The organism is Rhodococcus sp. A14, assembly GCF_011603105.1.
In the GTDB taxonomy this organism is placed as follows: Bacteria; Actinomycetota; Actinomycetes; order Mycobacteriales; family Mycobacteriaceae; genus Rhodococcus_F; species Rhodococcus_F opacus.
The window spans coordinates 1-26,989 of record NZ_JAAOQS010000113.1 but is presented as its reverse complement, the minus strand read 5'-3'; the positions used below and the strand labels follow the sequence as shown (position 1 = coordinate 26,989).

General features: G+C 69.2%; 24 protein-coding genes and 1 tRNA gene. 17 read left to right on the top strand and 8 right to left on the bottom strand.

Going from position 1 to position 26,989, the window contains the following annotated elements; genetic code table 11:
• The first annotated feature begins 158 nt into the window (after positions 1-158).
• The 5 genes from G9373_RS37320 (at position 159) to G9373_RS37300 (ending at position 9,932) form a co-directional block, all read left to right on the top strand.
• Complete coding sequence (locus tag G9373_RS37320) at positions 159-1,280, top strand: helix-turn-helix domain-containing protein (protein ID WP_005562906.1); 1,122 nt, start codon at positions 159-161, stop codon at positions 1,278-1,280.
• A 183-nt stretch (positions 1,281-1,463) separates the two neighbouring features.
• Positions 1,464-2,627, top strand: a complete 1,164-nt coding sequence (locus G9373_RS37315; RefSeq protein ID WP_037203530.1) for a hypothetical protein — start codon at positions 1,464-1,466, stop codon at positions 2,625-2,627.
• A 308-nt stretch (positions 2,628-2,935) separates the two neighbouring features.
• Positions 2,936-4,387, top strand: a complete 1,452-nt coding sequence (locus tag G9373_RS37310; RefSeq protein ID WP_167120032.1) for a TIGR02677 family protein — start codon at positions 2,936-2,938, stop codon at positions 4,385-4,387.
• The gene (locus G9373_RS37305) at positions 4,384-5,778 is read left to right on the top strand and encodes a TIGR02678 family protein (protein WP_167120029.1); all 1,395 of its coding nucleotides are present in this window, start codon (positions 4,384-4,386) and stop codon (positions 5,776-5,778) included. Before G9373_RS37310 ends, G9373_RS37305 begins: the two co-directional genes overlap by 4 nt.
• Positions 5,775-9,932, top strand: coding sequence for a TIGR02680 family protein (locus G9373_RS37300; RefSeq protein ID WP_167120026.1), 4,158 nt, complete (start codon positions 5,775-5,777; stop codon positions 9,930-9,932). Before G9373_RS37305 ends, G9373_RS37300 begins: the two co-directional genes overlap by 4 nt.
• A gap of 39 nt (positions 9,933-9,971) precedes the next feature.
• Here the strand turns inward: G9373_RS37300 and mshC are convergent, their stop codons facing one another.
• The 5 genes from mshC to G9373_RS37275 all read right to left on the bottom strand — a co-directional run bounded on the left by mshC (position 9,972) and on the right by G9373_RS37275 (position 14,477).
• On the bottom strand, positions 9,972-11,219 hold the full coding sequence (gene mshC / locus G9373_RS37295; protein WP_167120023.1) for a cysteine--1-D-myo-inosityl 2-amino-2-deoxy-alpha-D-glucopyranoside ligase: 1,248 nt from the start codon (positions 11,217-11,219) through the stop codon (positions 9,972-9,974).
• A gap of 72 nt (positions 11,220-11,291) precedes the next feature.
• The gene (locus G9373_RS37290) at positions 11,292-12,095 is read right to left on the bottom strand and encodes an SCO1664 family protein (RefSeq protein ID WP_005564197.1); all 804 of its coding nucleotides are present in this window, start codon (positions 12,093-12,095) and stop codon (positions 11,292-11,294) included.
• Between the two features lie 3 nt (positions 12,096-12,098).
• Entirely contained in the window at positions 12,099-12,692 is a 594-nt protein-coding gene (locus tag G9373_RS37285) for a DUF3090 domain-containing protein (RefSeq protein ID WP_005256347.1), read from the bottom strand.
• A gap of 200 nt (positions 12,693-12,892) precedes the next feature.
• A complete protein-coding gene (locus G9373_RS37280) occupies positions 12,893-13,591 on the bottom strand; it encodes a histidine phosphatase family protein (protein WP_005564195.1) in 699 nt (232 codons plus the stop codon).
• Positions 13,592-13,631: 40 nt separating this feature from the next.
• The gene (locus tag G9373_RS37275; RefSeq protein ID WP_043788485.1) at positions 13,632-14,477 is read right to left on the bottom strand and encodes an undecaprenyl-diphosphate phosphatase; all 846 of its coding nucleotides are present in this window, start codon (positions 14,475-14,477) and stop codon (positions 13,632-13,634) included.
• Positions 14,478-14,712: 235 nt separating this feature from the next.
• On the opposite strand from G9373_RS37275, the gene G9373_RS37270 reads away from it, so the two are divergent.
• The 5 genes from G9373_RS37270 to G9373_RS37250 all read left to right on the top strand — a co-directional run bounded on the left by G9373_RS37270 (position 14,713) and on the right by G9373_RS37250 (position 19,409).
• Entirely contained in the window at positions 14,713-15,642 is a 930-nt protein-coding gene (locus G9373_RS37270; protein ID WP_039952119.1) for an aldo/keto reductase, read from the top strand.
• 98 nt (positions 15,643-15,740) lie between these two features.
• Entirely contained in the window at positions 15,741-16,427 is a 687-nt protein-coding gene (locus G9373_RS37265) for a biliverdin-producing heme oxygenase (RefSeq protein ID WP_120660734.1), read from the top strand.
• Positions 16,424-17,464 carry an ABC transporter substrate-binding protein gene (locus tag G9373_RS37260; RefSeq protein ID WP_167120020.1) on the top strand — a complete coding sequence of 347 codons (1,041 nt, stop codon included), beginning with the start codon at positions 16,424-16,426 and terminating at the stop codon, positions 17,462-17,464. The genes G9373_RS37265 and G9373_RS37260 overlap by 4 nt, the downstream gene beginning before the upstream one ends.
• Positions 17,461-18,534 carry an iron ABC transporter permease gene (locus G9373_RS37255; protein ID WP_005256362.1) on the top strand — a complete coding sequence of 358 codons (1,074 nt, stop codon included), beginning with the start codon at positions 17,461-17,463 and terminating at the stop codon, positions 18,532-18,534. Before G9373_RS37260 ends, G9373_RS37255 begins: the two co-directional genes overlap by 4 nt.
• Entirely contained in the window at positions 18,531-19,409 is an 879-nt protein-coding gene (locus G9373_RS37250; RefSeq protein ID WP_167120017.1) for a heme ABC transporter ATP-binding protein, read from the top strand. The genes G9373_RS37255 and G9373_RS37250 overlap by 4 nt, the downstream gene beginning before the upstream one ends.
• Positions 19,410-19,419: 10 nt before the next feature.
• On the opposite strand, the gene G9373_RS37245 is transcribed toward G9373_RS37250, so the two are convergent.
• A complete protein-coding gene (locus G9373_RS37245; protein ID WP_005256366.1) occupies positions 19,420-19,773 on the bottom strand; it encodes a hypothetical protein in 354 nt (117 codons plus the stop codon).
• Between the two features lie 184 nt (positions 19,774-19,957).
• Here G9373_RS37245 and G9373_RS37240 point away from each other — a divergent pair, with 184 nt between their 5' ends.
• From G9373_RS37240 to G9373_RS37230, 3 genes are read left to right on the top strand one after another with little or no spacing between them, the layout of a single operon-like run.
• Positions 19,958-20,968, top strand: coding sequence for a hypothetical protein (locus G9373_RS37240; protein ID WP_167120014.1), 1,011 nt, complete (start codon positions 19,958-19,960; stop codon positions 20,966-20,968).
• Complete coding sequence (locus G9373_RS37235; protein WP_005243088.1) at positions 20,969-21,208, top strand: DUF5703 family protein; 240 nt, start codon at positions 20,969-20,971, stop codon at positions 21,206-21,208.
• 10 nt (positions 21,209-21,218) lie between these two features.
• Positions 21,219-22,289 (top strand): quinone-dependent dihydroorotate dehydrogenase, encoded by a 1,071-nt coding sequence (locus tag G9373_RS37230; RefSeq protein ID WP_005256369.1) that lies wholly within the window; start codon positions 21,219-21,221, stop codon positions 22,287-22,289.
• Between the two features lie 76 nt (positions 22,290-22,365).
• Here the strand turns inward: G9373_RS37230 and G9373_RS37225 are convergent, their stop codons facing one another.
• Together G9373_RS37225 and G9373_RS37220 are read right to left on the bottom strand one after the other, a co-directional pair.
• Complete coding sequence (locus G9373_RS37225; RefSeq protein ID WP_005243092.1) at positions 22,366-22,896, bottom strand: YbhB/YbcL family Raf kinase inhibitor-like protein; 531 nt, start codon at positions 22,894-22,896, stop codon at positions 22,366-22,368.
• Positions 22,897-22,930: 34 nt separating this feature from the next.
• Positions 22,931-24,283 carry a M20/M25/M40 family metallo-hydrolase gene (locus G9373_RS37220; RefSeq protein ID WP_005243094.1) on the bottom strand — a complete coding sequence of 451 codons (1,353 nt, stop codon included), beginning with the start codon at positions 24,281-24,283 and terminating at the stop codon, positions 22,931-22,933.
• A gap of 111 nt (positions 24,284-24,394) precedes the next feature.
• Here G9373_RS37220 and G9373_RS37215 point away from each other — a divergent pair.
• The 4 genes from G9373_RS37215 to G9373_RS37200 form a co-directional block, all read left to right on the top strand.
• Positions 24,395-24,480, top strand: a tRNA-Leu gene (locus G9373_RS37215).
• 72 nt (positions 24,481-24,552) lie between these two features.
• Positions 24,553-26,007, top strand: coding sequence for an SDR family oxidoreductase (locus G9373_RS37210; RefSeq protein WP_167120011.1), 1,455 nt, complete (start codon positions 24,553-24,555; stop codon positions 26,005-26,007).
• A 105-nt stretch (positions 26,008-26,112) separates the two neighbouring features.
• A complete protein-coding gene (locus tag G9373_RS37205) occupies positions 26,113-26,529 on the top strand; it encodes a universal stress protein (protein ID WP_005243098.1) in 417 nt (138 codons plus the stop codon).
• 77 nt (positions 26,530-26,606) lie between these two features.
• Positions 26,607-26,989, top strand: a 383-nt coding sequence (locus G9373_RS37200; protein WP_167120008.1) for a DUF2784 domain-containing protein, incomplete at its 3' end; no start/stop codon positions are given.

Here is a 26,989-nt window from a genome sequence, read left to right as displayed (position 1 = left end):
GAGTGAAACTCCCCCACGCCGCCCCGGCCTCGGGGAACCGTTCACGCGGAGGTGGCGAGTTGTGGTGGCATCCGACTACTCGGTGGCGCTGGGAGCGGACCACGATTGTTCGGTCTATTTTCCGGTTCCGTCTCGGACCGATTCAGTAGACTGGCGATGTGCCGAATCAGGAAAACGCCGAATTCGCAGGTAGCGAGCCGAAGGTGCCGTTTCCCAAGCCTGAACGCGATATCGATCTCTACCGCCGGGCGATCGCCACCCTCCAGGCCGCACTCCCCCACGGCTGGACCTTGACGTCCGGAAAGTCCCGCTCCCTCGCCGACGCGCCGGAACGGCTGCTGGTCGGCGCGCCCAACGGCGAGGTCGCGTCCTTCTCCGTCATCCCCGCCCGAGGAGTGCTCGCGGGCGACGCCGCCCGGTTCGCCGACGGACTGTCCGGATCCGATCGCGGATTCGTCTGTGCCCGTTACCTTTCCGAGCCGGTTCGTCGCCAACTCGACGCCAGGGGTCTCTCCTACGCCGATGCGACGGGCAACACCTCCCTTGCCGCGGACCGGCCCGCGATCTGGGTGCGCGACCGGGGCGCGGACGCCGACCCATGGCGCGGCCCGGGCCGTCCGGCCGCACAGCTGACCGGCGATCCTGCCGCCCGGGTCGTGCGTGCCCTCGCCGATCATTCGGGTCAGCTGACGGTCCCCCAACTCGTCCGGCTGTCCGGCGCGTCCACCGGCGCGACCTATCGGGTGGTCGAAACCCTCGAAGAACGCGATCTGCTCGAACGACTCCCCCGCGGTCCCATCACCAGCGTCCGGTGGCAGCCGATGCTGCGCGCCTGGAGCAGCGACTCCAGTTTCAAGGACTGCCCCACCGTCGGCTACTTCGCACCCGAGGGGGTGCAGTCGTTCGTCGCGAAACTCGCGAAGGTCTCCGGCCACCTCTACGCGGTGACCGGGTCACTCGCCGCCGCGGCATTCGTCGAATACGCGCCGGCGCATCAGATCCAGATCTACGCCGACCACGGCGAGGCGCTGGCCGGCGCACTCGAGCTACGCCCCGTCGATCAGGGCGCCAACGTCCTCGTCGCGACTCCCCGATCGGCTGCGGTCTTCGAGCGCACCCTCTTCCGCGACAACGTCCGTCTGGTCGCCCCCGCGCAGGCCTTCGCGGATCTTCTCGCCGGCACCGGTCGCCATCCGCAGGAGGCGGAGCACCTCCTCGACTGGATGACCGAGAACGTGACCGAATGGAGAACGGCCCTCGGCGCACCGACGATTACCTGACGGATCGCACGCCGGGAGCGAAAACGACCCGAGTGTGCGCAACACGACCACGCCACGCCGCGCGTGATGGCGCGCACAAGCGCGTTCGGGTAGCAGGATGTACATCTTGTGGCCTCACCGAGCGAATCGGAACGGGCCTGACGGAAGTCGCAATCCGTTCGTGAAACGAATAGAGGTACTTGCATGTCCATGGGAGTCGGGCTCAGGATCGGCAGTGTCGTGTCCACCGCCGTGGTGGCGTCGAACGATCCAGGATCCCCGGATCCGGTCGTCATCGTCCGGGACACCGTCCTGCACATGTGCCCGGACGGCACCGCAATTCTCGGCGGATCGGCGCCGCACACGATCGGCGAAACCCACACCGTGTCGGGGTTCCTTCCCCGCGTCGGCGACCCGGCCGGTGTCGCGGTAGGCGACGGATCGCGGTACCGCGCCGAAGACCTGGTCGCCGGCGCGATGCGATGCCTGCTCCGGGAGTGCGAACCTCTCCCCGACCACGGCGGCCGGACCGGCGGCGCCCCCGACATCATGGCCACCTACCCCACCCGCTGGGACTCGGCCGCCGTCGCGGCGCTGCGCGACGCGCTGGACTACGCCGACATGTCCTACCTGTCCCTCGTCTCGGACGCCGAAGCGGCCGCGGCCTGGTTCGAATCCGAGATCGCGGAGCGTCCCGGGCAATTGGTCGGCATCTATCACGTCGACGACACCGGCGCGACTGTCGCGCTGATCCGCTCGGGTGTCGAGGCAGGCAAGGCGTTCCGCTTCTCCTCGGGGGGCTCCCCCACGGCCCAGATCGCCACCGCGCTCGGTGCGTTCGGCTGGCTGCCCAGCAACCTCGATGCCGTGGTCGTGACGGGCGACGGGCTGATCGCGCGGGACTCCGCGACCATTCACGGGTTCGCGACCACGGTCGGTGAGAAGTTCGGTGTGCGGTGTGTCGTCGGCCCCGGCCCCGAGCAGACCGCAGCGCTCGGTGCCGCCATCCGCGCCGCCGGGTTCAACCCGACCACCCACAAGGTCACCCCGATCGGCCTGCCGCCGTCGTACGACGTCACCGAGGTGATCGACGCCGTCGTCGGCGAGCCGGTGCCCTCGACCTCGACAACCCCGAGCCGGCCGGCGACGCGCACGCACAACCCGGCGTCGGCCGCAGCGGTCGGCGCGTCCCCCGCCCGGGTGTCGGGCGGAACGGCCGTGGCGACACCGCCGGAACCTCGCGCCGTCGCGCAGGCCGGGGACGAATCCACCGCCGACTCGACGTCCCGGGCGTCCTGGCTCGTCGCCGCGGTGGTCGGGCTGGCTCTCGTGCTGGTGGCGATCGTCTTCGTGCTGTTCGTCCTCTGAATGCCTGCCTCCCTCCCTACATCGGTGCAGCAGTGGGGTGAGGCGGGGCGGATCGTGACGATGAAACATTGGTGACAGAGGGTGGTTCGTGCTGAGCCGGGTACCGCTAATTCGTGAATTAACGGTGTTCCGTCAGGGGCTGATTCAGAACATGAGGTTGATGACGCAGGTCGGCACGGCGTTCGCTCGACGGCTGCGCGACCGCATAACCTGTCACGGTGAGTGAATCAGGCAGCGTTCCAGGTCGGTCCCCCTCGGGGCTGCGTGCAGCGCGCCCGGCGGTTCCTTCCCCTCTCCGGGACGACCGGTTGAAACTGTTCGCCTTCACCACGGCGGAGAAGCGCGCGGAGTACCTGTGGGTGCTGCGGGCCTTCGACCACGCCCGCGCCAACTACGTCGTCCTGCTGCACGCCGCCGACGTCGCCCGCATTCTGGACGGCCTCGCCGGCGACGATCCGGCCGGACAACTCGGCGCCGGAGACGTCACTCCACTGCTCGAGCAACTTCACGTCTGGGAAGTGCTCGAACGCAGCTACGACGGAACACGCGCCGCGACGCTGGCCGAATACCGGAACCGGCACTTCGTCTATCAGTTCAGCCAGGCCGGCTACCAGGTGTTCCGAGCCGTCGAGGACGCTCTGGCAGCCCGGCTCGACGACGCGTCGCTGTCCCGGCTGGCGCTGCCCGACCTCCTCGCCGACATGAACGACCTGGCCGCGGCGAACCGCGCGGCCGACAACGACCTGGTGTACCGGAAACTCAACCGCCTTGATGCGACGCTGTCGGACATGGCCGGGCGCGCCGCGCAGTTCTACCTGACCCTGGGCGACCTCGTCCGCACCACGGAGATCACGCCGGAGACGTTCATGTCCCACAAGGACGCTCTCCTCACGCACATGCGCGAGTTCAGCTCCGACCTCTCGCGCTATGCACCGAAACTCGCGGCGGCGATCGCGCTCGTGGAAGACACCGGCGTCGAGACGATGGTGGCGCGAGCCGCCGCCAGCGACGAGCGGGTGTTCCTCGGCATCGACGAGCGCAAAGCCGATTGGCGCGCGCGGTGGGCGGGCCTGACGCATTGGTTCGTCGGGAGCGAGGCCGGTCTCAGCGAGTCGGAACGCCTGCGCGAGGGCACGATGAGCGCCATCGCCGCCGTCCTGTCGCTGCTGCGCCGCGTCACCGAAACCCGCAAGGGTGGTGTCAGCAGGGAGAGCCAATTGCGTCACCTCGCAGGCTGGTTCGCCGCCACTCCGACCGAGGACGCCGCGCATGCGCTGTTCCGAGCCGTGTTCGACCTCGGGCGTCCGCGCCATCTGTCGATGGTGCATCCGGATGCCGACATCATTCCCGACACGCGGTCGTGGTGGGAGGCCCAGCCCGTGGAGATCTCCCGCACGCTGGCCGAGACCGGACGTCCCCCGTCGCCCGGTCTGCCCGCGCGGGTGCAGCGCAACGAGGGCAGCGTGCGCCGCCTGCGGGAGGAACAGCTGACCGCGCAACGACTTCGCGCCGCCGCCGCCCAGTCGCTGGCCCGGGGCGGAGTCTACGAGCGGGAACTCGACGAGGCCGAAACCGACGTGCTGCTGAGTCTGCTCAACGCCGCGCTGACGGCGCGGGTACCGGTCAGCGGCCGAGTGAAAAGCAGCACAGGATCGGAGAACGGCGTGAAGCTGACCCTCAGCCCGCACAGCGAATCGACGGTGGTGCGCACCGCCCGAGGACGTCTGCACCTCGACGGACTTCAGGTGAGCGTTCGGTGAAGGCGCGGGAGATCTCGCCGCTCGCCCTCGATTCGTATCAGCGCGCCGCCCGTGTCATCCTGTCGAATCACCTGGTGACACAGACCTATCCGGATCGCATCGCTCTTCCCCTGCTCCGCCGGTGGGCGACCGAACTACGCGACGATCTGATGACACTCTTCGGGTACCGACTCGAAGTCACCGAGACGACCGCCCGGCTGTTCACGGTGAGCGACCGACTCGACGCCGGGACGCCGGCCAAGACGGCCACCGACCGCACGTTCGACCGGTACCGCTACGCCTACCTCGCGTTGGCGCTGGCCGCGCTGGGCCGCGCCGGAAACCAGATCACCCTGTCCGAACTCGCCGATCACGTAGCCGCCGACGCCGCACAGGTCGACGGTGTGGATCTGTCCACGGAACGCGCGTCCGACCGGGACGCGTTCGTCGACGCCGTCGGCTGGCTCGCCGCCCGCGGCGCGATCGCACTCGCCGACGGTGACGCGGGAGGCTGGGCCGCCAATCCCGATGCAGGAGAGGCGCTGTACGACATCGACAGGTCCGTCGTCATCGCCCTGTTCCGGCCGCCGCGCGCACTGCAGCACCTCCGGTCCATCCGCGGACTGCTTGCCGGTGCGGACTCGGTGACCGAGGACGACACCTCGGAGTTCGGGACGGCCAGGCCGGTGGACGTGAAGGAGACGGCGCGGCGGGTGCGGCGTGCCCTCGTCGAACGGCCCGTGGTCTACGCCGCCGACCTGGACGATGACGAACTGGTGCAACTCGCGCTCCCCCGCACCGCAGCCGATGTCGAGTTGCTCACCGGACTGGTCGCGGAACGGCGTGAGGAGGGCGTCGCGATGATCGACTCCTCCGGGCGTCTCTCCGACGTCCGGTTCCCCGGGACTGGAACGGTCGCGCAGGTCGCACTCCTGCTCGCCGGGGAGATCGCCGATCGCGTACTGGATCCCGATGCCCCGGAGACCGCCCGGATGCCGCTGCCGCGGGGCCGGTGCGACGACCTGATCGAACAGGTCGACAGCGCCATTCCGCAGTCCGGGATCTTCGACAGCCTCGCCGGCCACGACGGATTCGAACCCGCCGACCCCGCCCCCGCGGACCGGCTGTTCCCGGTCGTCGAGGACGAATGGATCGCCGGCACCGTCCGCACACTGACCGAACGGTTCGGGCGCACGTTCGCCGCCGGGTGGCAGGCGGACCCCGACGGTCTGGGACGCGCGGCGCTGGCGCTGCTCGAGCGGCTGCGCCTCACCGCGGCGGTCCCGGGTGGTGTGCTCGCACTCCCGGCACTCGCCCGCTACCGGGGTGTGGTGGTCACGATCCGCGACCGCACACCCGAGATCGACCTGTTCCAGAGCTCAGCGAACGACAGCGAGGAAGTCACAGCATGACGAGTGCGCGTTTCCGGCCCACCCGCGCCGGGATCATCAACCTCTGGGACTACCGCGATCAGGAGTTCTCCTTCGCCGACGGTCGCCTCGTTCTCCGCGGTCCCAACGGATCCGGCAAGACGAAGGCCCTCGAAGTGCTGTTCCCGTTCGTCTTCGACGGCAGGATCGAACCCCGGCGGCTCAATCCGTTCGCCGGCGAGGAACGCACCATGAAGTCGAACCTCCTGTACCGCGGACAGGAGAGCGCGTACTCGTACGTCTGGATGGAATTCTGCCGCGGCGCGAAGGACGACCCCGAGGCCGTCACCGTGGGCATCGGCATGCGCGCCACCCGCACCAACGACAAGGTCACCCGCTGGTACTTCGTGGCCGACGGTCGCGTCGGCGTCGACTTCTCCCTACTCGGCAGCGACGACCGTCCGCTCACGAAGAAGCAACTGGGCGAACAGATCGGCACCGACTCCATCACCGACCGGCCGCTCGACTACCGCGCCGCCATCGACGCCCGGATGTTCGGGCTCGGCGTCCAACGCTACGACCAGCTGATCAACCTCATCCTCACGCTCCGGCGGCCCCAGCTCGCGAAGAACCTCGACCCCAAGGGACTGTCGCAGGCACTCACCGACGGTCTGCGACCGCTCGACGAGCAACTGGTCCTCGAGGCCGCCCGCTCGTTCAGCGACATGGAGGAGGTCGGCCGCGCGCTCGAGGGGCTGGCCGCGGCCGACCAGGCAGCGCAGAGCTTCGTCGGCGTGTACGCGAAATACCTTCGCCAGCAGGCGCGTACGGACGTCGATCACCTCGCGACCCGTCTCGAGACCGTCCGGTCCGGCATCGCCGCCCTCCACGACGCGGCGGCCGACCGGGCCCGCAGCCAGGAGAGCCGAGCGGCCGCCGAGGAACGCTTCACCGCCGCCGAACGCGCACTCGACCAGGCCAATGCCACCCTCGACGCACTGAAGCGATCGACGGCGTACGAGGGACGGACGCAGCTCGACGACCTCGCGCAGGCTGTCGCGACCCTCGAGAAATCGACCGAACTGCAGGCCGAGAAGGCACGCAAGGCGAAGGCGACCCTCGAACAGCGAGCCGAGGAGCACGACAAGGCCGGTGACGCCGTTGCCCGCGCCGTCGAGGCGCTCACCCATGCCGAGGACGAGCTTCACCTCGCCGCCGAGGACGCGGGAATCACCTGGACCGCACTCCCAGAGAACGCGCGCACCGACCAGCTGACCGCTGCGCTGCGCGGGCACGCCGAGGAACGGGACGGCGACATCCGCGCGGTCCGGGCCGCGCTCGCCACCGTCGAGAGGGCCGCCACCGAGCGGACCCGCGCCGACGAGGCGGCCCGCCGTGGCCAGGAGCAACTCGACACCGCGAAGGTGGCCGTACTCGAGGCCGAGACCGCGGTCGAGTCGGCCCGCAGCCGGTGCGCCACCGAACTCCGGTCCTGGTGGACGGAACAGTCGTCCCTCTACGCCGAGATCGACGCGCCCGCTTCACTGTTCGACTCCCTGGACACCGCCCTCGGCCGGATCGGCGACGACGACGCCGCCACCCTGTCGGAAACGCTGACGGAACAGACCACGGACGCCGTCGACTCGCTCCGGCTGCGTCGTCAGCAGTACGACCGCGACGTCGCCGCCGCCGAGGAAGCGATCGCCGAACACGAATCGGCCCGCGCGGCCATCGAATCCGAGCACGACGACGCCCCACCGCTCTCGGCCGCCCGGCAGGACGCCCGTTCCCGGCTGACCGGCGCACCGCTGTGGCGCCTTGTCCGCTTCACCGACGGTGTCGACGCCGCAGCGGCGGCGGGAATCGAGGCCGCGCTGGAGGCCGCGAATCTCCTCGACGGCTGGGTGACCGTCGACGACGCGCTCCCCGACGTCGAATCCGAACAGTTCCTCGTGGCCCTTCCGGCCGCGGATCGGCCCACCGGCAAGACCCTCGCGGACGTTCTCGAGGTCGAGCAGGACACGGGTGTTCCCGACGATCGCGTGCGCGGGCTCCTCGAGTCCATCGCCCTCGAATCCCTCGACCTGTGTGAAGGACCTGTAGGTGTCGCCGAAGACGGTGCGTACCGGCAGGGAATCCAGCGGGGACGCCACACGAAATCGGACGCGGAGTACATCGGCACCACCGCACGGGCCCGCAGGCGCGCCGCCCGTATCACCGAACTCGACAGCACCCTCGAGGAAACCCGGGCGACCCTCGACGAAACCCGGGCGTCGGCGGATGCGACGGCGGCACTGCTGACGCGGACGACCGCGGCGGCGCAGGCCCTGCCCCGCACCGGGTCGATCCTCACCGCGCTGAAGAAGGTCACCGAATCCGCAGGCGCGCTTCGCAGCCGCTCGGACACGGCGACCGCGGTCGGACGCGAACTCGACCAGGCCATCGCCGACCTGTCCGCGAAGGAGAAGCAGCTCCGGGCCACCGCGTCCACACATCGGACTCCCCACGTCGCCCGCGAGATCGACTCGCTCGCCGCGGCCGTCCGGCACTTCGAGAAGCAGGGCGAGATGGTGCAGCGGTGCAGGCGCGAACACGCCAAGGAGGTGGAGCATACTCGCGAGTCCGAGGACCGACTGCACGAGGCGCGCGGCAACGCAGAGGAGTTCGCGGAAGAGGCGGCCATCGCCGAAGAGGTTCTCGCGCAACAGATCCAACGTCTCGAGACGCTTCGCGACACGCTGGGAGCGGGGGCCGAGCAGCTCGACCGGCAGCTCGAGGAGGCGCACGCGCGGATCGAGGCGTGCAAGAAGGAGCAGCGCGACGCCCGCAAGGCGGACAAGGACGCGGGTGAGGCGATCGGTAAAGCCGAGGGCGCGTACAACACCGCTGTCCAGACGCTCCGGCTGGCGCTCACGGAAACGCACGCCGACGCCGCCCGCCTCGCCCCGTATGCCCGGCGCGACCTGCTCGAACTCCTCGGCGTCGACGGCGGCCACACCTGGCCGGCGAGCTCGGCGGCGTGGATGAGTGCCGAACAGCTGGTGTACCGCATCCAGAACGCCGAAGGCGACACCCCGATCCTGCCGCCCGAAGTGGATGCGCTGTTCCACGCACTGGACGGCGCCACCGAATCGGTGCGGGTCAGTGACTCGGCGCGCAAATCGACGCGCACCGCGCTCACCACCGCCCTGCAGGACTTCGACGCACAGTTGGCGGTCGCCGGCCAGGACTACCGATTGCAGTGGGACGCCCCGGACGGCGTGACCGTGGTGCAGGTGCAGGACGACGAGGGATACTCGTCGATCGGCGAGTTCGCCGCCCGCATCGCGTCCGCTCGCTCCGATCAGGAATTGCTGCTCACCGAATCCGAACGTCGCATCCTGGAGGACGCGCTGCTCACGGGTCTCGCACAGCAGATCCACGAACGGACCGTCGACGCCCGCGAACTCATCGCCCGGATGGGCACCGAGATGCGGGAGCGGCGGATGTCGTCCGGCAACACCATCGGCGTCCACTGGGTGCTCGCCGACAACCTCGACGACAGCGCGAAGGCGATCTCCAAACTGCTCGAGCGCGACACCTCGGCGCTGGGGCCGGACGAGCTCGCCACGATGCGCGCCCACTTCGCCCACCAGATCAGAACCGCCCGCGCCGCCCACCCGGAGCGTTCGTACCCGGAGATCCTGGCATCAGCCCTCGACTACCGGCGGTGGCGGGTGTTCTCGTTCACCCTGATCAGCGGCAACGGCAACGAGGACCGGCTGACGGTCGCCCGGCACAGCGCACTCTCCGGCGGCGAGCAGTCCGTCTCGCTGCACCTGCCGTTGTTCGCCGCGGCACACGTCATGCTCGATTCGGCCGACCCCCATGCACCGCGACTGCTGGCGCTGGACGAGGCGTTCGCCGGCGTCGACGACAACGGCCGGGCCGAACTGCTCGGCCTCAGCGTGCAATTCGACCTCGACCTGTTCATGACCGGGTTCGACCTGTGGATCACGTACGGCGGCGTCCCGGGGTGCGCGCACTACGATCTGGCGCACTCGACGGCCGAGCAGAGTGTCAGCGCCACGCTGCTCGTGTGGTCGGATGGCGAACTGCTCGCCGAACACGACGGCACCGACCTGGCGCAGGCGCTCGGTTCGCCCCTCCGCCGGCGCGTCCCGACGCCCGCGGAGGGTGCCTTCGAGTTCGCCTGACCCGTGAGTACTTCTTAACCGCGGGCGGTTAAGAAGTACTCACGGGCGCGGGAGGCGCACACCGAGGAGAGCGTCCACGGCGGCAGCGAATTCGCCCGGCGCGTTCGCGTCCGAGCCACCGTTGTCGAGGGCGCGACGGGCCCAGCCGTCGAGGGCGTCGAGCGCCTTCGGGGTGTCGAGATCGTCCGCGAGATGCTGGCGCAGCCGGGCGATCGTGTCGGTGGCCGACTGCGCGGACTCGAGTGCCGCGGCGTCCTTCCAGAGCTTCAGCCGGGTGTGGGCGTCGGCGAGAACCTGCTCGGTCCACGGACGGTCCTGCCGGTAGTGCCCGGACAGCAGTCCGAGGCGGATGGCGGCCGGGTCGACCCCCTCGCCGCGCAGCTTCGACACGAACACGAGGTTGCCGCGGCTCTTCGACATCTTCTCGCCGTCGAGACCGATCATGCCGGTGTGCACGTAGTGGCGGGCGAAGCGACGGTCGCCCGTGGCCGACTCGGCGTGCGCCGCGGAGTACTCGTGGTGCGGGAAGATCAGGTCGCTGCCGCCGCCCTGCACGTCGAAACCCGAGCCGATGCGGTTGAGGGCGATGGCCGAACACTCGATGTGCCAGCCGGGACGCCCGGGACCGAACGGCGACGGCCAGGACGGCTCGCCCGGGCGCACCGCACGCCACACCAGCGCGTCGAGGGGATCTTCCTTGCCGGGGCGGTCGGGGTCGCCGCCGCGCTCGGCGAAGAACTTGTCCATCGTCTCGCGGTCGTATCCGGACTCGTAGCCGAACTGCTCCGTCGCTTTGGCGCGGAAGTACACGTCGGGGAACTCGGGGTCGTCGACGACGTAGGCGGCGCCGGACGCGACGAACTTCTCGACCATCTCGATCACTTCGCCGATCGACTCCACCGCGCCGACGTAGTCGCGCGGGGGCAGTACCCGGAGGGCTTCCATGTCTTCGCGGAACAGCGCCGTCTCGCGCATGCCGAGGACGACCCAGTCCTCGCCGTCGCGGTTGGCGCGCTCGAACAGCGGGTCGTCGACGTCGGTGACGTTCTGGACGTAGTGCACGTCGTGCCCGGCGTCACGCCAGATCCGGTTCACCAGATCGAACGTCAGGTATGTGGCCGCGTGACCGAGGTGGGTGGCGTCGTAGGGGGTGATACCGCACACGTACATCGTGGCCGTGCGCCCGGGAGTGACGGGACGAACCTGCCGGTCAGCGGTGTCGAACAACCGCAGCGGAGGCCCCTGGCCTGGAACGGACGGGACAGCGGTTTCGGACCAAGACTGCATGACAGCGAGCCTAGTGGACCCGCGTTTCCGCCTCGGAGGGAGCCGCCGCCCGCAGGCCGCTGATCGGGTTCGTCAGAACGCGGGCCACGGGATGGGCCGGTGACCGTTCGGCCGGGGCATCACCGGCGCCGCGAGGAGGTCCACGGCACGTTCGTACAGGGCGGCGACCTCGTTGGACGTGATGTGCTCACCCAGGCGCGCACCGAAGTCGCCCTCGAGCGCGGAGATCAATTCGGCGATGTCGACGACGAGGGCGCCCGGCACCTCCGTCCCGGCCCACCCCCACAACACGGTCCGCAGTTTGTTCTGCGTGTGCAGGCAGATGCCGTGGTCGACGCCGTAGACGGAACCGTCGAGCCCCTCGAGTGCGTGGCCGCCCTTGCGGTCGGCGTTGTTGATCAGCACGTCGAGGACCGCCATCCGCTGCAGCCGCGGGTCGTCGGCGTGGATGAGCGCGACCGGTTCGCCGTCCATGTCGGTGGCGCGCAGGATCTCGAACCAGCCCTCGGGGACGGCGTCGGGGGCGCAGATGTCGACGAGGTCGAGACCGCCGGGGTCGTCGGCGTGCCGGTCGGGGGTGTCGACCCACCGCTGCACCATCCCCGGGCCGAACGGACCGTCCCGCAGGAGAGTGCGGGGAATCACACCCCATCCGAGCTGCTCGGACACGAGGTACGACGCGTATTCACGGCCGGCGAGCGTGCCGTCCGGGAAGTCCCACAACGGACGCTCCCCGCGGACCGGCTTGTACACGCACCGGACGGTGGTCTCGCCCTCGACCGCGTCGCACACCAGGGTGGCGTTACTGGCGTGGGTGATCTGGCCGATGAGGGTCAGCTCGCCGGACTCCAGAGGATCGGACTCCTCGGCAGGCAACCGTCAGTCCTCCTCGTCCATCTCCGGGGTGAGACCGAAGCTCTGGCCACGGCGGTACCCGTTGGTCCGGATGCAGATGTGCCCCTCCGGGGCCAGCGGCTCACCGCACAGCGGGCACGGCGCGCGCCCGGCGGCGATGACCCGCTCGGACCGCAACGAGAAGTCCCGCGCCTGCAACGGGGTGAGGAACACACGCACGGCGTCCGGTCCGTCCTCGGAGTCGTCGAGAACGACGGACTCGTCGAACTCCGTTTCGCTGACGGCGAGCAGTTCCACCACGACGGCTCCGGCGTCCGCGTCCCAGCCCAGGCCCATCGTGCCGACCCGGAACTCGGCGTCGATCGGGGTGACGAGGGGGCTCGCGTCGTCGAGTTCGGCCCCCTGCGGGGGAACCTCCGTCCCGAACCGGCGGTGCACTTCCTCGAGGAGGAGTCCCATCCGGTCGGCCAGTACCTGGACCTGCTGTTTCTCCAGCAGGACGCTGATCACTCGCGCCTCGTGTACTGCCTGGAGATAGAACGACCTGTCGCCGGGTTCACCCACCGTCCCGGCAATGAATCGGTCAGGAGTGCGGAATACGTGAATTGCGCGTGACATTGCACCTCCTTCGGCTGGAGCCGGGCCCTACTGCGGCGCTGCCCACTCGTTGTTCCGTCTCGGACTGTTCCTCGCAGCATGTTGCGTTCATTATCCGTCAATCGTGACCGGCGGGGTCCGCCTAATCGTCACCGGCGGGGTCCGCCTAATCGTCACCGGCGGGGTCCGCCTAATCGTCACCGGCGAGGTCCGCCTAATACTCACAGCCGGACCTCCCCGCCGGGCACCGATCCGGATACTTCGGCGCGGGCGCCGTCTCCGGACACCGGTGGCGTGTTCACTCCGGACAGATCGGCCCCGGTGTCGTTCATCTTCAGCACGTACGGACGGGTGGAGGTGTACCGGACGACGCTGATCGAGGCCGGCTCGGCGACGATCCGCTGGAATCCGTCGAGGTGCGCGCCGAGGGCGTCCGCGAGGACCGACTTGATGACGTCGCCGTGCGAGCACGCCACCCACACGACGTCGCGGCCGTGCAGTTCCGCGAGCCGGGCGTCGTGCTCGCGGACCGCGGCGACGGCCCGGGCCTGGACCTGCGCCAGACCTTCTCCTCCCGGGAACACCGCGGCGGACGCGTGCTGCTGCACGATCTTCCACAGCGGTTCCTCGAGCAGGACCTTCAGCTCGCGACCCGTCCACTCGCCGTAGTCGACCTCGACCAGCCGATGTTCCACCACGGGGGTCAGGCCCCGGGCCCGGGCGAGCGGTTCCACGGTCTGCTCGCACCGCACGAGGGGCGAATGCACGATCTCCTCGATCGCCACGTCGGCGAGCCGGGACACGACGGCCTGAGCCTGCTCGCGGCCGCGGTCGTCGAGTTCGACTCCCGGTGACCGGCCGGCAAGCGTGTGTGCAGTGTTCGAGGTCGACCGCCCGTGGCGCAGCAGCACAACTGTCATTGGACCAGCCTAGTGTCGTGCACTCCCCGGCCGCCCGATCTCAGGTGGCCGACACGACGCCGGTCGCGAGAAGCGACAGGACGATCACGCCGAGGATGATGCGGTAGCCGACGAACCAGTACATCGAGTGGTCGACGACGAAACGGAGCAGCCACGCGATCGACGCGTAGCCGATGGCGAACGCGATCGCGGTCGCGACGAGGAGCTGCGGGCCGCTCGCGTTGAGACCTTCACCGGCCGGTTCGAACGCGTCCGGCAGGCTGAACAGCCCGGACGCGACAACCGCGGGGATCGCGAGGAGGAAGGAGTAGCGCGCCGCGGCTTCACGGGTGAGTCCGAGGAAGAGGCCGGCGCTGATCGTGCCGCCCGAGCGCGAGACGCCCGGGATCAAGGCGAGCGCCTGGGCCGAACCCATGATGATGCCGTCCTTGGCACGCAGGTCCTCGACGGGACGCACCTTCCGCCCGTAGTACTCGGCCGCCGCGATGACCAACGCGAACACGATCAGCATGGTGGCGATCAGCCACAGGTTGCGGGCACCGGTGCGGATCTGGTCCTTGAAAAGGAAGCCGAGCACACCCACCGGGATCGTGCCGATGATCACATACCAGCCCATCCGGTAGTCGAGATCACTGCGATGCTCGGGATGGAACAGTCCCCGGAACCATCCGGCGATGATCCGTCCGATGTCGCGGGCGAAGTAGATGAGCACCGCGGCTTCCGTGCCGAGCTGGGTGACTGCGGTGAAAGACGCACCGGCGTCGTCACCGAAGAAGATCTCCGACACGATCCGGAGATGGCCGGACGAGGAGATCGGCAGGAACTCGGTCAATCCCTGGACCGCACCGAGGACAATCGCCTGGAGCCAGGACATCGCCTCGCCCATCACTCACCGGTCCCGAGGTCGAATGTGCCGCTCTGACGCCAATTTCCCATGTCGCGTTCGTAATTCACCGGCGCCACGGTACCGGGGAGGGCGACCTCCGGCAGAATCCGGCGTGGCAGGACCCCTGCCACGCGATACCCCACTACTCTGCACCTGTGGTGGCCGGTTCCGGGGGGCACCAGCATCTTCGGGGGCGACGCCGGGATTGCAGCTACGGTACGAGACGCAGGCGGTTATGGAACAGAGATCGGTCGGAGCAAGCGGGTTACGAGTGTCACGGCTCGGCCTGGGCACGCTCACGTGGGGTCGGGACACGGACGGCGACGAGGCGGCGGCGCAGATCGCGGCGTTCGTCGATGCGGGCGGAACGCTCGTCGACACCTCGCCCGCGTACGGCGACGGTGTGGCGCAGCGGATCCTGGCGGAACTGCTCGACGACGTGGTGCCGCGCACGGAACTCGTCCTGAGCTCGAGTTCCGGGATCAACCCGTCGGGTCCCTCGCGGATCGACTGCTCGCGACGGGGTCTCGTCGCCCAGCTCGACGCCACCCTGCGCGAGCTCGGCACCGACTACCTGGACATGTGGCAGGTCGCCACGTGGGATCCGTTCACGCCGGTCGACGAGGTCGCCGCCACTCTCGATTTCGCGGTGGCGAGCGGCCGGGTCCGGTACGTCGGGGCGCGGGGTTACCTCGGGTGGCAACTGGCCACTGCGGCAGGCGCGTCCCGCGGCACCACGCTCGTCGCCACCCAGGTGGAGTACTCGCTGCTCGCCCGGGGCGTCGAGGAGGAGCTCGTTCCGGCCGCGGCGCATCACGGCATCGGGGTGTTCGCGGCCGTTCCGCTCGCCCGCGGGGTCCTGACCGGCAAATACCGCAACGGCATCCCCGTCGATTCACGCGGTGCCGACGACGCGCACGCGCAGGACGTCCAGAGTTACCTCACCGACTCCTCCGTCCGGGTGGTCGACGCGGTCGTGACCGCGGCCGACGGGCTCGGCACCTCCCCGCTGGCCGTCGCGCTCGCGTGGGCGCGCGACCGTCCGGGTGTCGCGAGCGCGGTCGTCGGGGCCAGGGACATCGCACAGCTGACCGGTGTGCTCGTCGCCGAGGAACTGGAGTTGCCCGCCGCGATCGCGGCGGCGCTCGACGACGTCAGCGCCTAGCGTGTGCAGGAGCCGGCAGACGTGCACCTGCAGTTCACGTGCAGGGCAGGCTAACCTGGTGCCCACCGGCCGACGCCCGTAGATCTGCAGGAGAGTCCATGACCACGCTGAACGAGGCCGACGCGGCCGACCGCCGAACCGTCGGCTTCGCCGAGCGCATCAAGGCCGGGACGGACGCCGCTCACCGGGAGACCGAGCAGTCCCGGTTCGTCGGAGCCCTCCTCGCCGGTGAACTCACCTCGGACGGCTACGCCGAACTGCTCGCACAGACGTACCTCGTCTACCGCGAACTCGAGGACGCCGGGCGCACCCACACCGGCAACCCCGTCGCGTCGCCGTTTCTCCACGACGAACTGCTGCGGGTCCCGTCGTTGGAAGCGGATCTCGAGTTCCTGCGCGGGTCGTCGTGGCGCGAGACCGTGTCCGCGCTGCCCGCCACCACCCGCTACGTGGAGCGGCTCCGCGAGGTGGCGTACGAGTGGCCCGCCGGTTTCGTTGCGCACCACTACATCCGGTACATGGGAGACCTGTCCGGTGGGCAGATCATCCGGCGCATGCTCGAACGCGCCTACGGGTACACCACCGACGGCCTGCAGTTCTACATCTTCGACGACATCCCGAAACCGAAGGTGTTCAAGGACACCTACCGCGCGAAACTCGACGCCGCGCCCCTGACTCCGGAGGACCAGCAACGGGTGATCGACGAGGTCAACTTCGCCTACCGTCTCAACGGCGACCTGTTCGCCGCCCTCGAAGCGGACATCGACCGGTACCTCGCACGATGAGATCGGTGTTCCGGACCCGCACGGACAGGTTGCTGTTCGCCGTTCTCGTCCTGCTTCTCGTGTCCGCGGTGGGGGTGTCGGCGTGCGCTTCCGGCGCCGGTGACAGCGCCGGCGGCACCGGCGGTGCGCGCACGGCGGTCCTCGACGACCTGAATCCCGAACCTCTCGCGTCCCCCGCCACGCCGGTGCTGCCCGTCACGGTCCGCAGTTTCGACGGGGTGGACGTGACGATCACGGACGCGAGCCGGATCGTGACCGCGGACCGCTACGGAACGCTCACCGAGACGGTCTTCGCGCTCGGACTCGGCGACAACGTGGTGGGCCGGGACATCGCCTCCGAGTTCCCGGCCGCACAGGACGTGCCGGTGGTGACCCCCGACGGGCAGTCCCTCAACGCCGAGGCCATCCTCGACCTGGCTCCGACGGTGATCCTCACCGACACCAGCATCGGACCGCAGGCCGTGCAGGATCAGCTGCGGGCCGCCGGTGTTCCGGTCGTCTTCTTCGATCCGACGCGGACCCTCGAGGGTGTGCCCGGCCAGATCACGGCGGTGGCGAATGCGCTCGGTGTGCCCGAGCAGGGCCGCGAACTCGCGGCCCGCACCGAGAGTGAGATCACGGCCGCCCGGAGTCGCGCCCCGCAGGGCGACGAGCCGCTGAAGATCGCGTTCCTCTATCTGCGCGGCACCGCGATCACCATGATCGGCGGCCCGGGCTCGGGCGCCGACTCGCTGATCGACGCACTCGGCGCCGTCGACGCGGGCACCGCCTCGGGCATCACGCAGCAGTTCGCGCCGATCACCAGCGAGGCCCTGATCGCCGCCGCCCCCGACGTCCTCCTGATGATGACGGGCGGGCTCGAATCGATCGGCGGCATCGAGGGACTCGAGAAGATCCCCGGGGTGGCGCAGACTCCGGCGGGCAAGAATCAGCGCGTCGTCGACATGCAGGACGGGGTGCTGCTCAGCTTCGGCCCCAACACGGGCCGTGTTCTCGGCGCGTTGGCCGACGCCGTCTACCCGACCGCCAATCCATGACCGTCGAAGACCTCCGCGCTCCGGGTAAGCCTTCCTCACGCACTCGAACCGGTGCCGTCCTCGGCGGCCTGCTGATCGCCCTCGTTGTCGCCGCCGTGTTCTCGGCCTGCATCGGACAGGTGCCGACCGGACCAGGAGAGGTTCTCGGCAGCATCCTCCACCGCATCGGACTGGATCTCGGACCGATGCCCGCGCACCCCAGCGGTGAGGTGACGCTGTGGGAGGTCCGGTTCCCGCGGGTGGTCCTCGCCATCCTGGTCGGGGCGGCGCTCGGATGCGCGGGTGCGCTGCTGCAGGGTGTGTTCGCCAACCCGCTCGCCGAACCGGGTGTCATCGGGGTGTCGGCCGGCGCCGCGGTCGGCGCCAGCGCCGCCATCGTGGTCGGCGGCGCGTTCGCGGCCGGGTGGACGGTGGCCGCGGCCGCCTTCGTCGCCGGACTGATCACCACCGTCGCCGTCTACGTCCTCGCCCGGCACGAGGGCCGCACCGAGGTGGTCACCCTCGTCCTCACCGGTGTGGCGGTCAACGCGTTCGCCGGCGGCCTCATCGCCTTCTTCACGTTCGTCGCGTCCCCCGCGGCGCGCGATCAGATCGTCTTCTGGCAATTGGGCAGCCTCAACGGGGCCACCTGGAACGCGGTCGCGGTGGTGGCGCCGATGACCGTCGCCGGGATCGCCGCCACGATGATGATCGCCGGGAAACTCGACCTGCTGTCCCTCGGCGAGAGCGCGGCCCGGCACCTCGGCCTCGACGTCGAGCGGCTGCGTCAGATCGCCGTGCTGATCGTCGCCCTGCTCGTCTCCTCCAGCGTCGCCTTCACCGGCATCATCCTGTTCGTCGGACTGGTGGTCCCGCACCTGATGCGCATCGCCGTCGGGCCGGGCCACCGGGCCCTGATTCCGGCGAGCGCGCTGTGCGGCTCGCTCGTGCTGCTCCTCGCCGACCTGGGCGCCCGGTCGCTCGTGGCGAACGCGGACCTCCCGCTCGGCATGCTGACGGCCCTCGTCGGCGGGCCGTTCTTCTTCTGGTTGCTGCGCCGCACCCGGGCCAGCCAGGGCGGGTGGGCATGAGTCCGGCATTCCACCCGCTCCGCACCCGCATCGGCGAGGCGATCGAGCAGAGCCTGTTCCGGCGGACCGACCCGGTGCCGCCGCCGCGCTCCTCGGGGGCCGTGACGCTGCGGGCGGACGGCATCGCCGTCACCCGCGGGGGCAGGCCCGTGCTCGAGGACGTGTCCGTGGACGTGCGGATCGGGGAGGTCCTCGTTCTCGTCGGCCCCAACGGGGCGGGCAAGTCGACGCTCCTCGCGGCGCTGTCGGGCGATCAGGACGTGCATTCGGGAACCGTGCACCTCGACGACCGGAACCTCGGCGACTGGACGGCGCTCGAGATGGCTCAGCGCCGCGCGGTCCTCCCCCAGCAGAACACGGTCGGATTCTCGTTCACCGCACGTCAGGTGATCACGATGGGCCGCTCACCGTGGGCGCGCACGCCCCGCTCCGACGACGACGCCACCGCCATCGCCGAGGCCATGCGGATCTGCGACGTCGTGGCGTTCGCCGACCGGCCGTTCACGGCGCTCTCGGGTGGCGAGCGTGCCCGGGTGGCACTGGCGCGGGTGCTCGCGCAGCGCACCGAGACCATCCTGCTCGACGAGCCCACTGCCGCCCTCGACCTCGGTCACCAGGAGACCGTGATGCGTCTCGCCCGCTCCCGTGCGGAGCAGGGCACCGCGGTGGTGGTCGTCCTCCACGACCTCGCGCTCGCCGCCGCGTACGCGGACCGGATCGTGGTCCTCGAGCAGGGACGCGTCGCCGCCGACGGGCCTCCCGGCGACGTCCTGTCCGAGGAATTGCTGACCCGGGTGTACGGGCACCCCGTCGAGGTCATCGAGCACCCGGTGACCGGTGCGACCCTCGTCCTCCCCCGCCGGGATCAGCGCTAGACCGCGGGGTTCACAGCCCGTCGATGACCGCGCCGAGGCGGCTGAGCACCGCACGCACGGTGATTCCGTCCTCCGGCCCTGCCATGTGGGAATCGGGATCGGACACGGCATCTCTCACGACGGCGACGATGCTGCGCTCATCGGTCAGGTCGATCTCCCGGACCGAGCGTCGCGCCGACGCCACGACGTCGTCCGGAGCCGGGACCTCGGTTTCGACGTCGGCGCGGTAGACCTCGACGTGCATCGTGCTCTTGCGCACCCGGAATGCGTAGGAGTTACCTTCTGCGGTCCGGCCGAAGCCGTGTGCGTGCGGTCCTACCGAGATGTCTTCGACGGTGAACGTCGGTGTTTCGGGTATTTCCACGGTCTTCTCCTCGATGACCTGGGCCGGCGATCGGAAGACCGCCGGGCGCGGGGTCGATGTTTCTCACGGTATCGCCTCGGCACCCGCTCGGCACCGACCGCATTCGTGGGCGTTTCGCGGATCAGGGATGCTTGTGGGCAGTTGTACAGGTGCAGGTCGATGAGAGAACCCCGAGGAGCAGCACATGGGTAGACCGGGAGCGCGCGTCGTCGCCTCGTGTATCGGAGTGGCATTTCTACTGGTCACGGGCTGTTCGTCGAACTCCGACGAGGATCAGGCGATCACGATCGCGCCCGCGAGTGCCGCACAGTCCCCGGCCCAGAACACCGCGCCTGCCGGTGTCGTCCACCCTGTCGGACTGCCCATCGAGTCCACCACATTCGACCCCGAGACCCGCACGACCGTCGTCCTGGGCGGCGAAGGCAACCAGGTCCTGCTGTTCCCGGCGGGGGATTTCACGGCGCCTCCGCGGGTGATTCCGCTGGACGACACCGTCGCCCAGGTCTCCCTCGCCCCCGGCGGTGTGGCGTTACTCGCCATGAACACGCAGGTAGGACGCCTGGACCTGCGAACCGGCGAGCTGGTGTTCATCCCGGCCGACGGCGACGTCCGATCGGTCGCCCAACTGCCCGACGGGCGGCTGGCGATGGGCCTGGGCAATGGCGAGATTCACATCGTGAACACCGACACGAACGAGTCACAGGTGATCGGCGGTCTCACGTCCGTCGACGGGCTTGCCGTCGTCGGCGACTCACTCACCGCCCTCGACCGTGGTCAGACGTCCGTCACCGCCATCGACGTCCCCGCTGCCGCGCTCGGTGTCGCGCTGCGCGCCGGGGAAGGTGCGACGCAGCTCACGACCGATCACTACGGACGGATCCTCGTCACCGACACAACCGGCGACGAACTGCTCGCCTACACCACCGACACACTGATGCTCCGCCAGCGGTTCCCCGCCGGGCTCGCGCCGTACGCCGTCGCCTACGACGACACCGCCGACCGGGCGTGGGTCACGCTGACCGAGACCAACGAAGTGGTCGGATTCGACCTGTCGAGCGGTGTCGGCGTGGAAACGGCACGGTATCCCACCGTCCGGCAGCCGAACTCTGTCACTGTGGATACCGTGAACGGTGACCTCCTGATCGGTTCCGCGACGGGAGACGGCCTGCAGCAGATCCCGACGAGGAGTTCGTAGATGGCATCGCATTCACGTCGACTCCCCTCCGGGTGGGAGATCGAATCCGAGGACTTCGAGTACGTGCCGCTCCGGCTGCCACCCGACGTCACCCGTATCAGTGCTTCGATGAGGTTGGCCATCCAGGCGGAGTTCGGTGGCTGGGAGCTGTCCCGGGTCCGCCTGTACTCCGACGGTAGCCGCCGTGTGCTGCTCAAACGAAGGAAGACCGCTCACCATGTCCCCGACCCCGCAATCTAGGGAGACCTCCTTGTACCACCTGCTCTTACGGGTGATGTTCCGCGTTCCTCCGGAGCGGATTCATCACCTGGCCTTCGCTGCGATGCGCCTGGTCACGCGGTTCTCGCCGTTGCGTCAGCTCGTCGGCAAGGTTCTCGTCGTGGACGATCCGGTACTGCGGAACACCGTGTTCGGACTCGACTTCCCGGCGCCGCTCGGTCTGGCCGCCGGGTTCGACAAGGATGCGACCGGCGTCGACGCGTGGGGTCCCCTCGGCTTCGGGTTCGCCGAGGTGGGCACCGTCACCGCCCAGGCCCAGCCCGGCAACCCGGCTCCCCGGCTGTTCCGGCTGCCCGCGGACCGCGCCCTGATCAACCGGATGGGTTTCAACAACCACGGCGCAGGCAATGCCGCCAATCATCTTCGTCAGCGCCGGGCCGGTGTCCCGATCGGCGCGAACATCGGCAAGACCAAGATCGTCGACGCCGCGGACGCCCCGGCCGATTACACGGCGAGCGCGCAACTACTGGGCCCGCTGGCCGATTTCATGGTGGTCAACGTCAGCTCACCCAACACCCCGGGACTGCGGGACCTGCAGGCCGTCGAATCTCTCCGGCCTCTCCTGCGTGCCGTTCTCGACTGCGTGACCGTCCCGGTTCTGGTGAAGATCGCCCCCGACTTGTCCGACGACGACGTCGATGCGGTCGCGGATCTCGCGCTCGAACTCGGCCTGGCCGGCATCGTCGCGACCAACACCACCATCCGCCGGGACGGGCTGAACACCCCGGACGACGAGGTGTCCGCGATCGGCGCGGGCGGGTTGTCGGGACCGCCGGTCGCCGAACGATCGCTCGAGGTCCTCCGCCGCCTGCACGCGCGGGTGGGTGATCGCCTGGTGCTGATCTCCGTCGGCGGCATCGAGACGGTCGACCAGGCATGGGAACGGATCCTGGCCGGGGCGTCCCTCGTGCAGGGTTACACCGGCTTCATCTACGGCGGGCCGTTCTGGGCTCGCCGCATCCACAAGGGGCTGGCCCGGAAGGTGCGCGAGGCCGGCTATTCCTCCGTCGCCGATGCGGTCGGCGCCGGCGCCGTGCGCTGACACGGACCGTACACAGACCGGTGGCTGGCGAATCCCGAGGATTCGCCGGCCACCGGTGTCTTCCGGAGCTACCGAGCTACTGCTCGTACGTCCCCTGGATCTTCGCGCGAGCGATCGCATGCGAGAACAGGTTGAAACCGAGGAACGCCGGCGTCGAGTCGGCGGTGACCCCGTCGAGAGTCTCCACGTCGAGCGCGTGGACCACGAAGATGTAGCGGTGCGGCCCGTGCCCTTCCGGCGGGGCCGCGCCGAGGAAACGACGCAATCCGGCGTCGTTCTTCAGCGTGATCGCACCGCTCGGCAGCCCGGTTCCGTCGTCGTCGCCTGCGCCGCTCACCAGCGTGGTCGTGTCGGCCGGAATGTTGGCGACCGCCCAGTGCCAGAATCCGGACGCCGTCGGCGCGTCGGGGTCGTACACCGTCACCGCGAAGCTCTTGGTCTCGGCGGGGAACCCCGACCACGACAGCTGCGGTGAGTTGTCGTAGCCGCCGGCGCCGAAGATTCCGCTGACCTGTTCCTTGTTCAGCGGCTGCCCGTCGGTGACGTCGGTGGAGGTCAGCTCGAAACTCGGCAGGTCGGGAAGTGCCTCGTACGGGTCGTGTGACATGCGGTTCCTCTCTTGTCGCGTATCGGTTCTCGGATCAGCTGTGGAGCAGAAAATGTTCCAGCACGCGTGTACCGAACAGTAGTGCGTCGACCGGTACCCGTTCGTCGACACCGTGGAACAGCGCGCTGAAATCCAGGTCGGCGGGCAGCTGCAGCGGAGCGAACCCGAAGCACCGGATGCCGAGCTTCGCGAACGCCTTGGCGTCGGTGCCACCCGACAACATGTAGGGCACGGTCCGGGCACCGGGATCGTGCGCGAGGATCGCGTCGTTCATGGCGTCCACGAGATGTCCGTCGAACGTCGTCTCGTAGGAGTCGAGTTTCGTGATCCATTCGCGCTGGACGTCCGGCCCGATGAGCTCGTCGACCGCCGCCTCGAACTCGGCCTGCCTGCCGGGCAGGATCCGGCAGTCGACGACGGCCTCCGCGGTCTGCGGGATGACGTTGGCCTTGTAGCCGGCCGAGAGCATGGTCGGGTTCGCGGTGTCGCGGAGGGTGGCGCCGATGATGTTGGCGATGGTGCCGAGTTTCGCGAGGGTGCCGTCGAGGTCGGGCGACTTCGGGTCGAAGTCGAGTCCGGTCTCCTCACCCGCCGCTTCGAGGAATTCGGCCACCGAATCGGAGATGACCAGCGGGAACGTGTGCGCACCCAGCCGGGCGACTGCCTGCGCCAGGATGGTGACGGCGTTGTCGGTGTGCAGGAACGAGCCGTGCCCGGCGCGGCCCTTGGCCGTCAGCCGCATCCATCCGAGACCCTTCTCGGCGGTCTCGACGAGATAGAGCCTGCGGTCGGTGCCGTCCGGTCGCGGAACGGTCAGGGAGAAACCGCCGACCTCACCGACCGCTTCCGTGACACCCTCGAACAGATCGGGCCGATTCTCGACGAGCCACTGGCAGCCGTACTTGCCACCGGCCTCCTCGTCGGCGACGAAGGCGAACACGAGGTCGCGGGGAGGAACGATTCCCTCGGCCTTGAACTGGCGGGCGACCGCCAGGATCATCCCGACCATGTCCTTCATGTCGACGGCGCCGCGCCCCCACACGTAACCGTCCTCGACTGCTCCGGAGAACGGGTGGACGCGCCAGTCGGCGGGCTCGGCGGGAACGACGTCGAGGTGGCCGTGCAGCATGAGGGCGCCGCGGTCGGGGTTCGAGCCCTTCAGCCGGGCGAACACGTTGCCGCGGCCCGGTGCGCCCGACTCCACGTACTCGGTCTCGTAGCCCACTTCCTGCAGCTGGGCCGCCACCCACTCCGCACACTCGCGTTCGCCCTTCGTCGTGGCGAGCTCTCCGGTGTTGGACGTGTCGAAGCGGATCAGTGAACTGACGAGATCCACGACTTCGGCTTCGGCGCGACCCTGGCCTGGGGTTTCCTGTGTAGTTGGCACTCCACGTTCCTACCACCGCAGCAGCGGAAACGCTCAGGTGAGAGGGGCGATTTGGGCCGTGGCGGTTCATCGGTTAATCTTTTGCAGCACCCAGGAAATGGGGGCAGGCAAGTCCGAGTGGCGGAATGGCAGACGCGCTAGCTTGAGGTGCTAGTGTCCTATTAACGGACGTGGGGGTTCAAGTCCCCCCTCGGACACTCTGAGTTGAGACAGACGAAAAGGCCCCGGTTCATCGAACCGGGGCCTTCTTCGTGAGAGGGCGAAGTTCGATGGGTGAAACAACGACGACGATCGATCCGGCGGATCTCGAGATCTGCCTGAAGGTTCTCGATCAGGCGGCGGAACTCGACGACGCGGATCCCGATTCCGTCACGGTCCAGCGCGCAGTCGGTCACCTCTTCAAGAAGTTGAAGAAGCGCAGGCGGATCGCGGCCCGCGACGCCGTCTCCGAGGCCGACCGTCAGGTCGTCGCCGCCACCGCGACGGGTTCCCCCGATCGGATCGACGACGAGACCGCGGGCATCCCGCTCACGTCGAACGCCGACGGCGCATCCGCGGGCACCCTCATCCGGCCCCGCCCGTGCTACATCTGCAAGCAGCGTTACACCCGGGTCGACGCCTTCTATCACCAGCTGTGCCCCGACTGCGCGGCCAAGAGCCGCGCCAAGCGGGACGCGCGCGCGGACCTCACCGGCCGCCGGGCACTGCTGACCGGCGGTCGCGCCAAGATCGGCATGTACATCGCCCTGCGGTTGCTCCGCGACGGAGCCCACACGACGATCACGACACGTTTCCCCAACGACGCCATCCGCCGGTTCAAGGCGATGGAGGACAGCAGCGAGTGGATCCACCGGCTGCGCGTCGTCGGTATCGATCTGCGCGACCCGGCGCAGGTCGTTGCGCTGGCCGACTCCGTTGCCGCGCAGGGCCCGCTGGACATCCTGATCAACAACGCCGCGCAGACGGTGCGACGCTCCCCCGGCGCCCACAGCGCGCTGGCGGACGCGGAGTCCGGGGCCCTTCCCTCGGGCGACCTGCCCGACGTCCTGACGTTCGGCAAGACGAGCGACGCCCACCCGGCGGCACTCGCCGGTTCACTGTCCGACGTGTCCGCGATGGCGGGCGCCGCACTGTCCCCCGACGCGGTGAGTTCGCTCGCACTGGTCGCGAAGTCGGCATCCCCCGATCGCATCGACCAGGGTCTCGCGATCGACGCCGGCGGACTCCTGCCCGACCTCGCGCACACGAACAGCTGGGTCCAGACGGTCGAGGAAGTCGACCCGATCGAGCTGCTCGAGGTGCAGTTGTGCAACTCGGTCGCCCCGTTCATCCTCGTGTCCCGGCTGCGGCCCGCGATGGCGGCGGCAGGCGCCCGCCGCAAGTACGTGGTGAACGTCTCCGCGATGGAGGGCCAGTTCAGCCGCGCCTACAAGGGTCCGGGGCATCCGCACACCAACATGGCGAAGGCCGCGCTGAACATGCTCACCCGCACCAGCGCCAAGGAGATGCTCGAGGACGGCATCCTCATGACCGCGGTGGACACCGGGTGGATCACCGACGAGCGGCCGCATTACACCAAGATGCGCCTGGCCGACGAGGGCTTCCACGCCCCTCTCGACTTGGTCGACGGTGCCGCCCGTGTCTACGACCCGATCGTCCAGGGCGAGCAGGGCGTCGATCTGCACGGCTGCTTCCTGAAGGACTACGAGCCCTCACCCTGGTGATCGAGCACCGCTCGGATCTCCGTACGAGAGCATCGACACAGCCGGAGCACACTCCGGCACGGGGATAATAGGGGTCGTACCGATACCTGCAAATGGAGGCGTTTCATGGCGATAGCCGTTGTCCACCGAGACAGCCCGGAAGGCCGGGCGGCCATCGTCCACGCCGCCCGTGAGGCTGTGCAACGACGGGAACAGCTGCTCGTCCTCCACGTCCTCGACGACGACCCCGGCCAGGACGCCGAGTCCGACCGGTCCGCCCTGCGCGCCGAGATCCAGGCCACGCTCGAGAGTGGCGGGGTCGGCGAGTCGTCGTGGGAGCTGCGCACCAACGAGCACGACGGTGATCAGGTGAGCGCTCTGCGCGCGCTGGTCGACAGCAGCGGCGCGGATCTGCTCGTCGTGGGTACCCGGCGCATGTCCCCGATCGGCAAGTTCCTCCTGGAACGATGGCTGCAACGCCTCCTTCTCGAGGTCGACATTCCGATCCTGGTGGTCAAGGAAGACGTGCGCGGCACCGCCTGAGCCCGTTACCCGGCGGACCCGGCCGGGCGACGCCTACGATGGCGTATGGGGGAAATTCGGATGTCAGGGGTGCATCGATGGGGAGCGTCTTCTACGAGGTCGTCGCCGACGCCACTGCCGTCGCACACCTGATCTTCATCCTCTACGTCGTGTGCGGTGGGTTTCTCGCCTGGCACTGGCCGCGCACCATCGCCCTCCACCTCGCCGCGGTGGCCTGGGGATTCACCGGCGTCCTCGTCGGCATCGACTGCCCGCTGACCCACCTGGAGAGCTGGGCCCGGGTCCGCGCCGGGCAGGACCCGCTCCCCTCGTCCGGGTTCATCTCCCACTACCTCACCGGGGTCGTCTACCCGGAATCCGCCGCGGGAGCGATCCAAACTCTCGTCGCGCTCGGTGTCGTCACCTCGTGGGTCGGCTACGTCGTCCTGCGGCTCCGCACCCGGGTACCCCTCGCACCCAC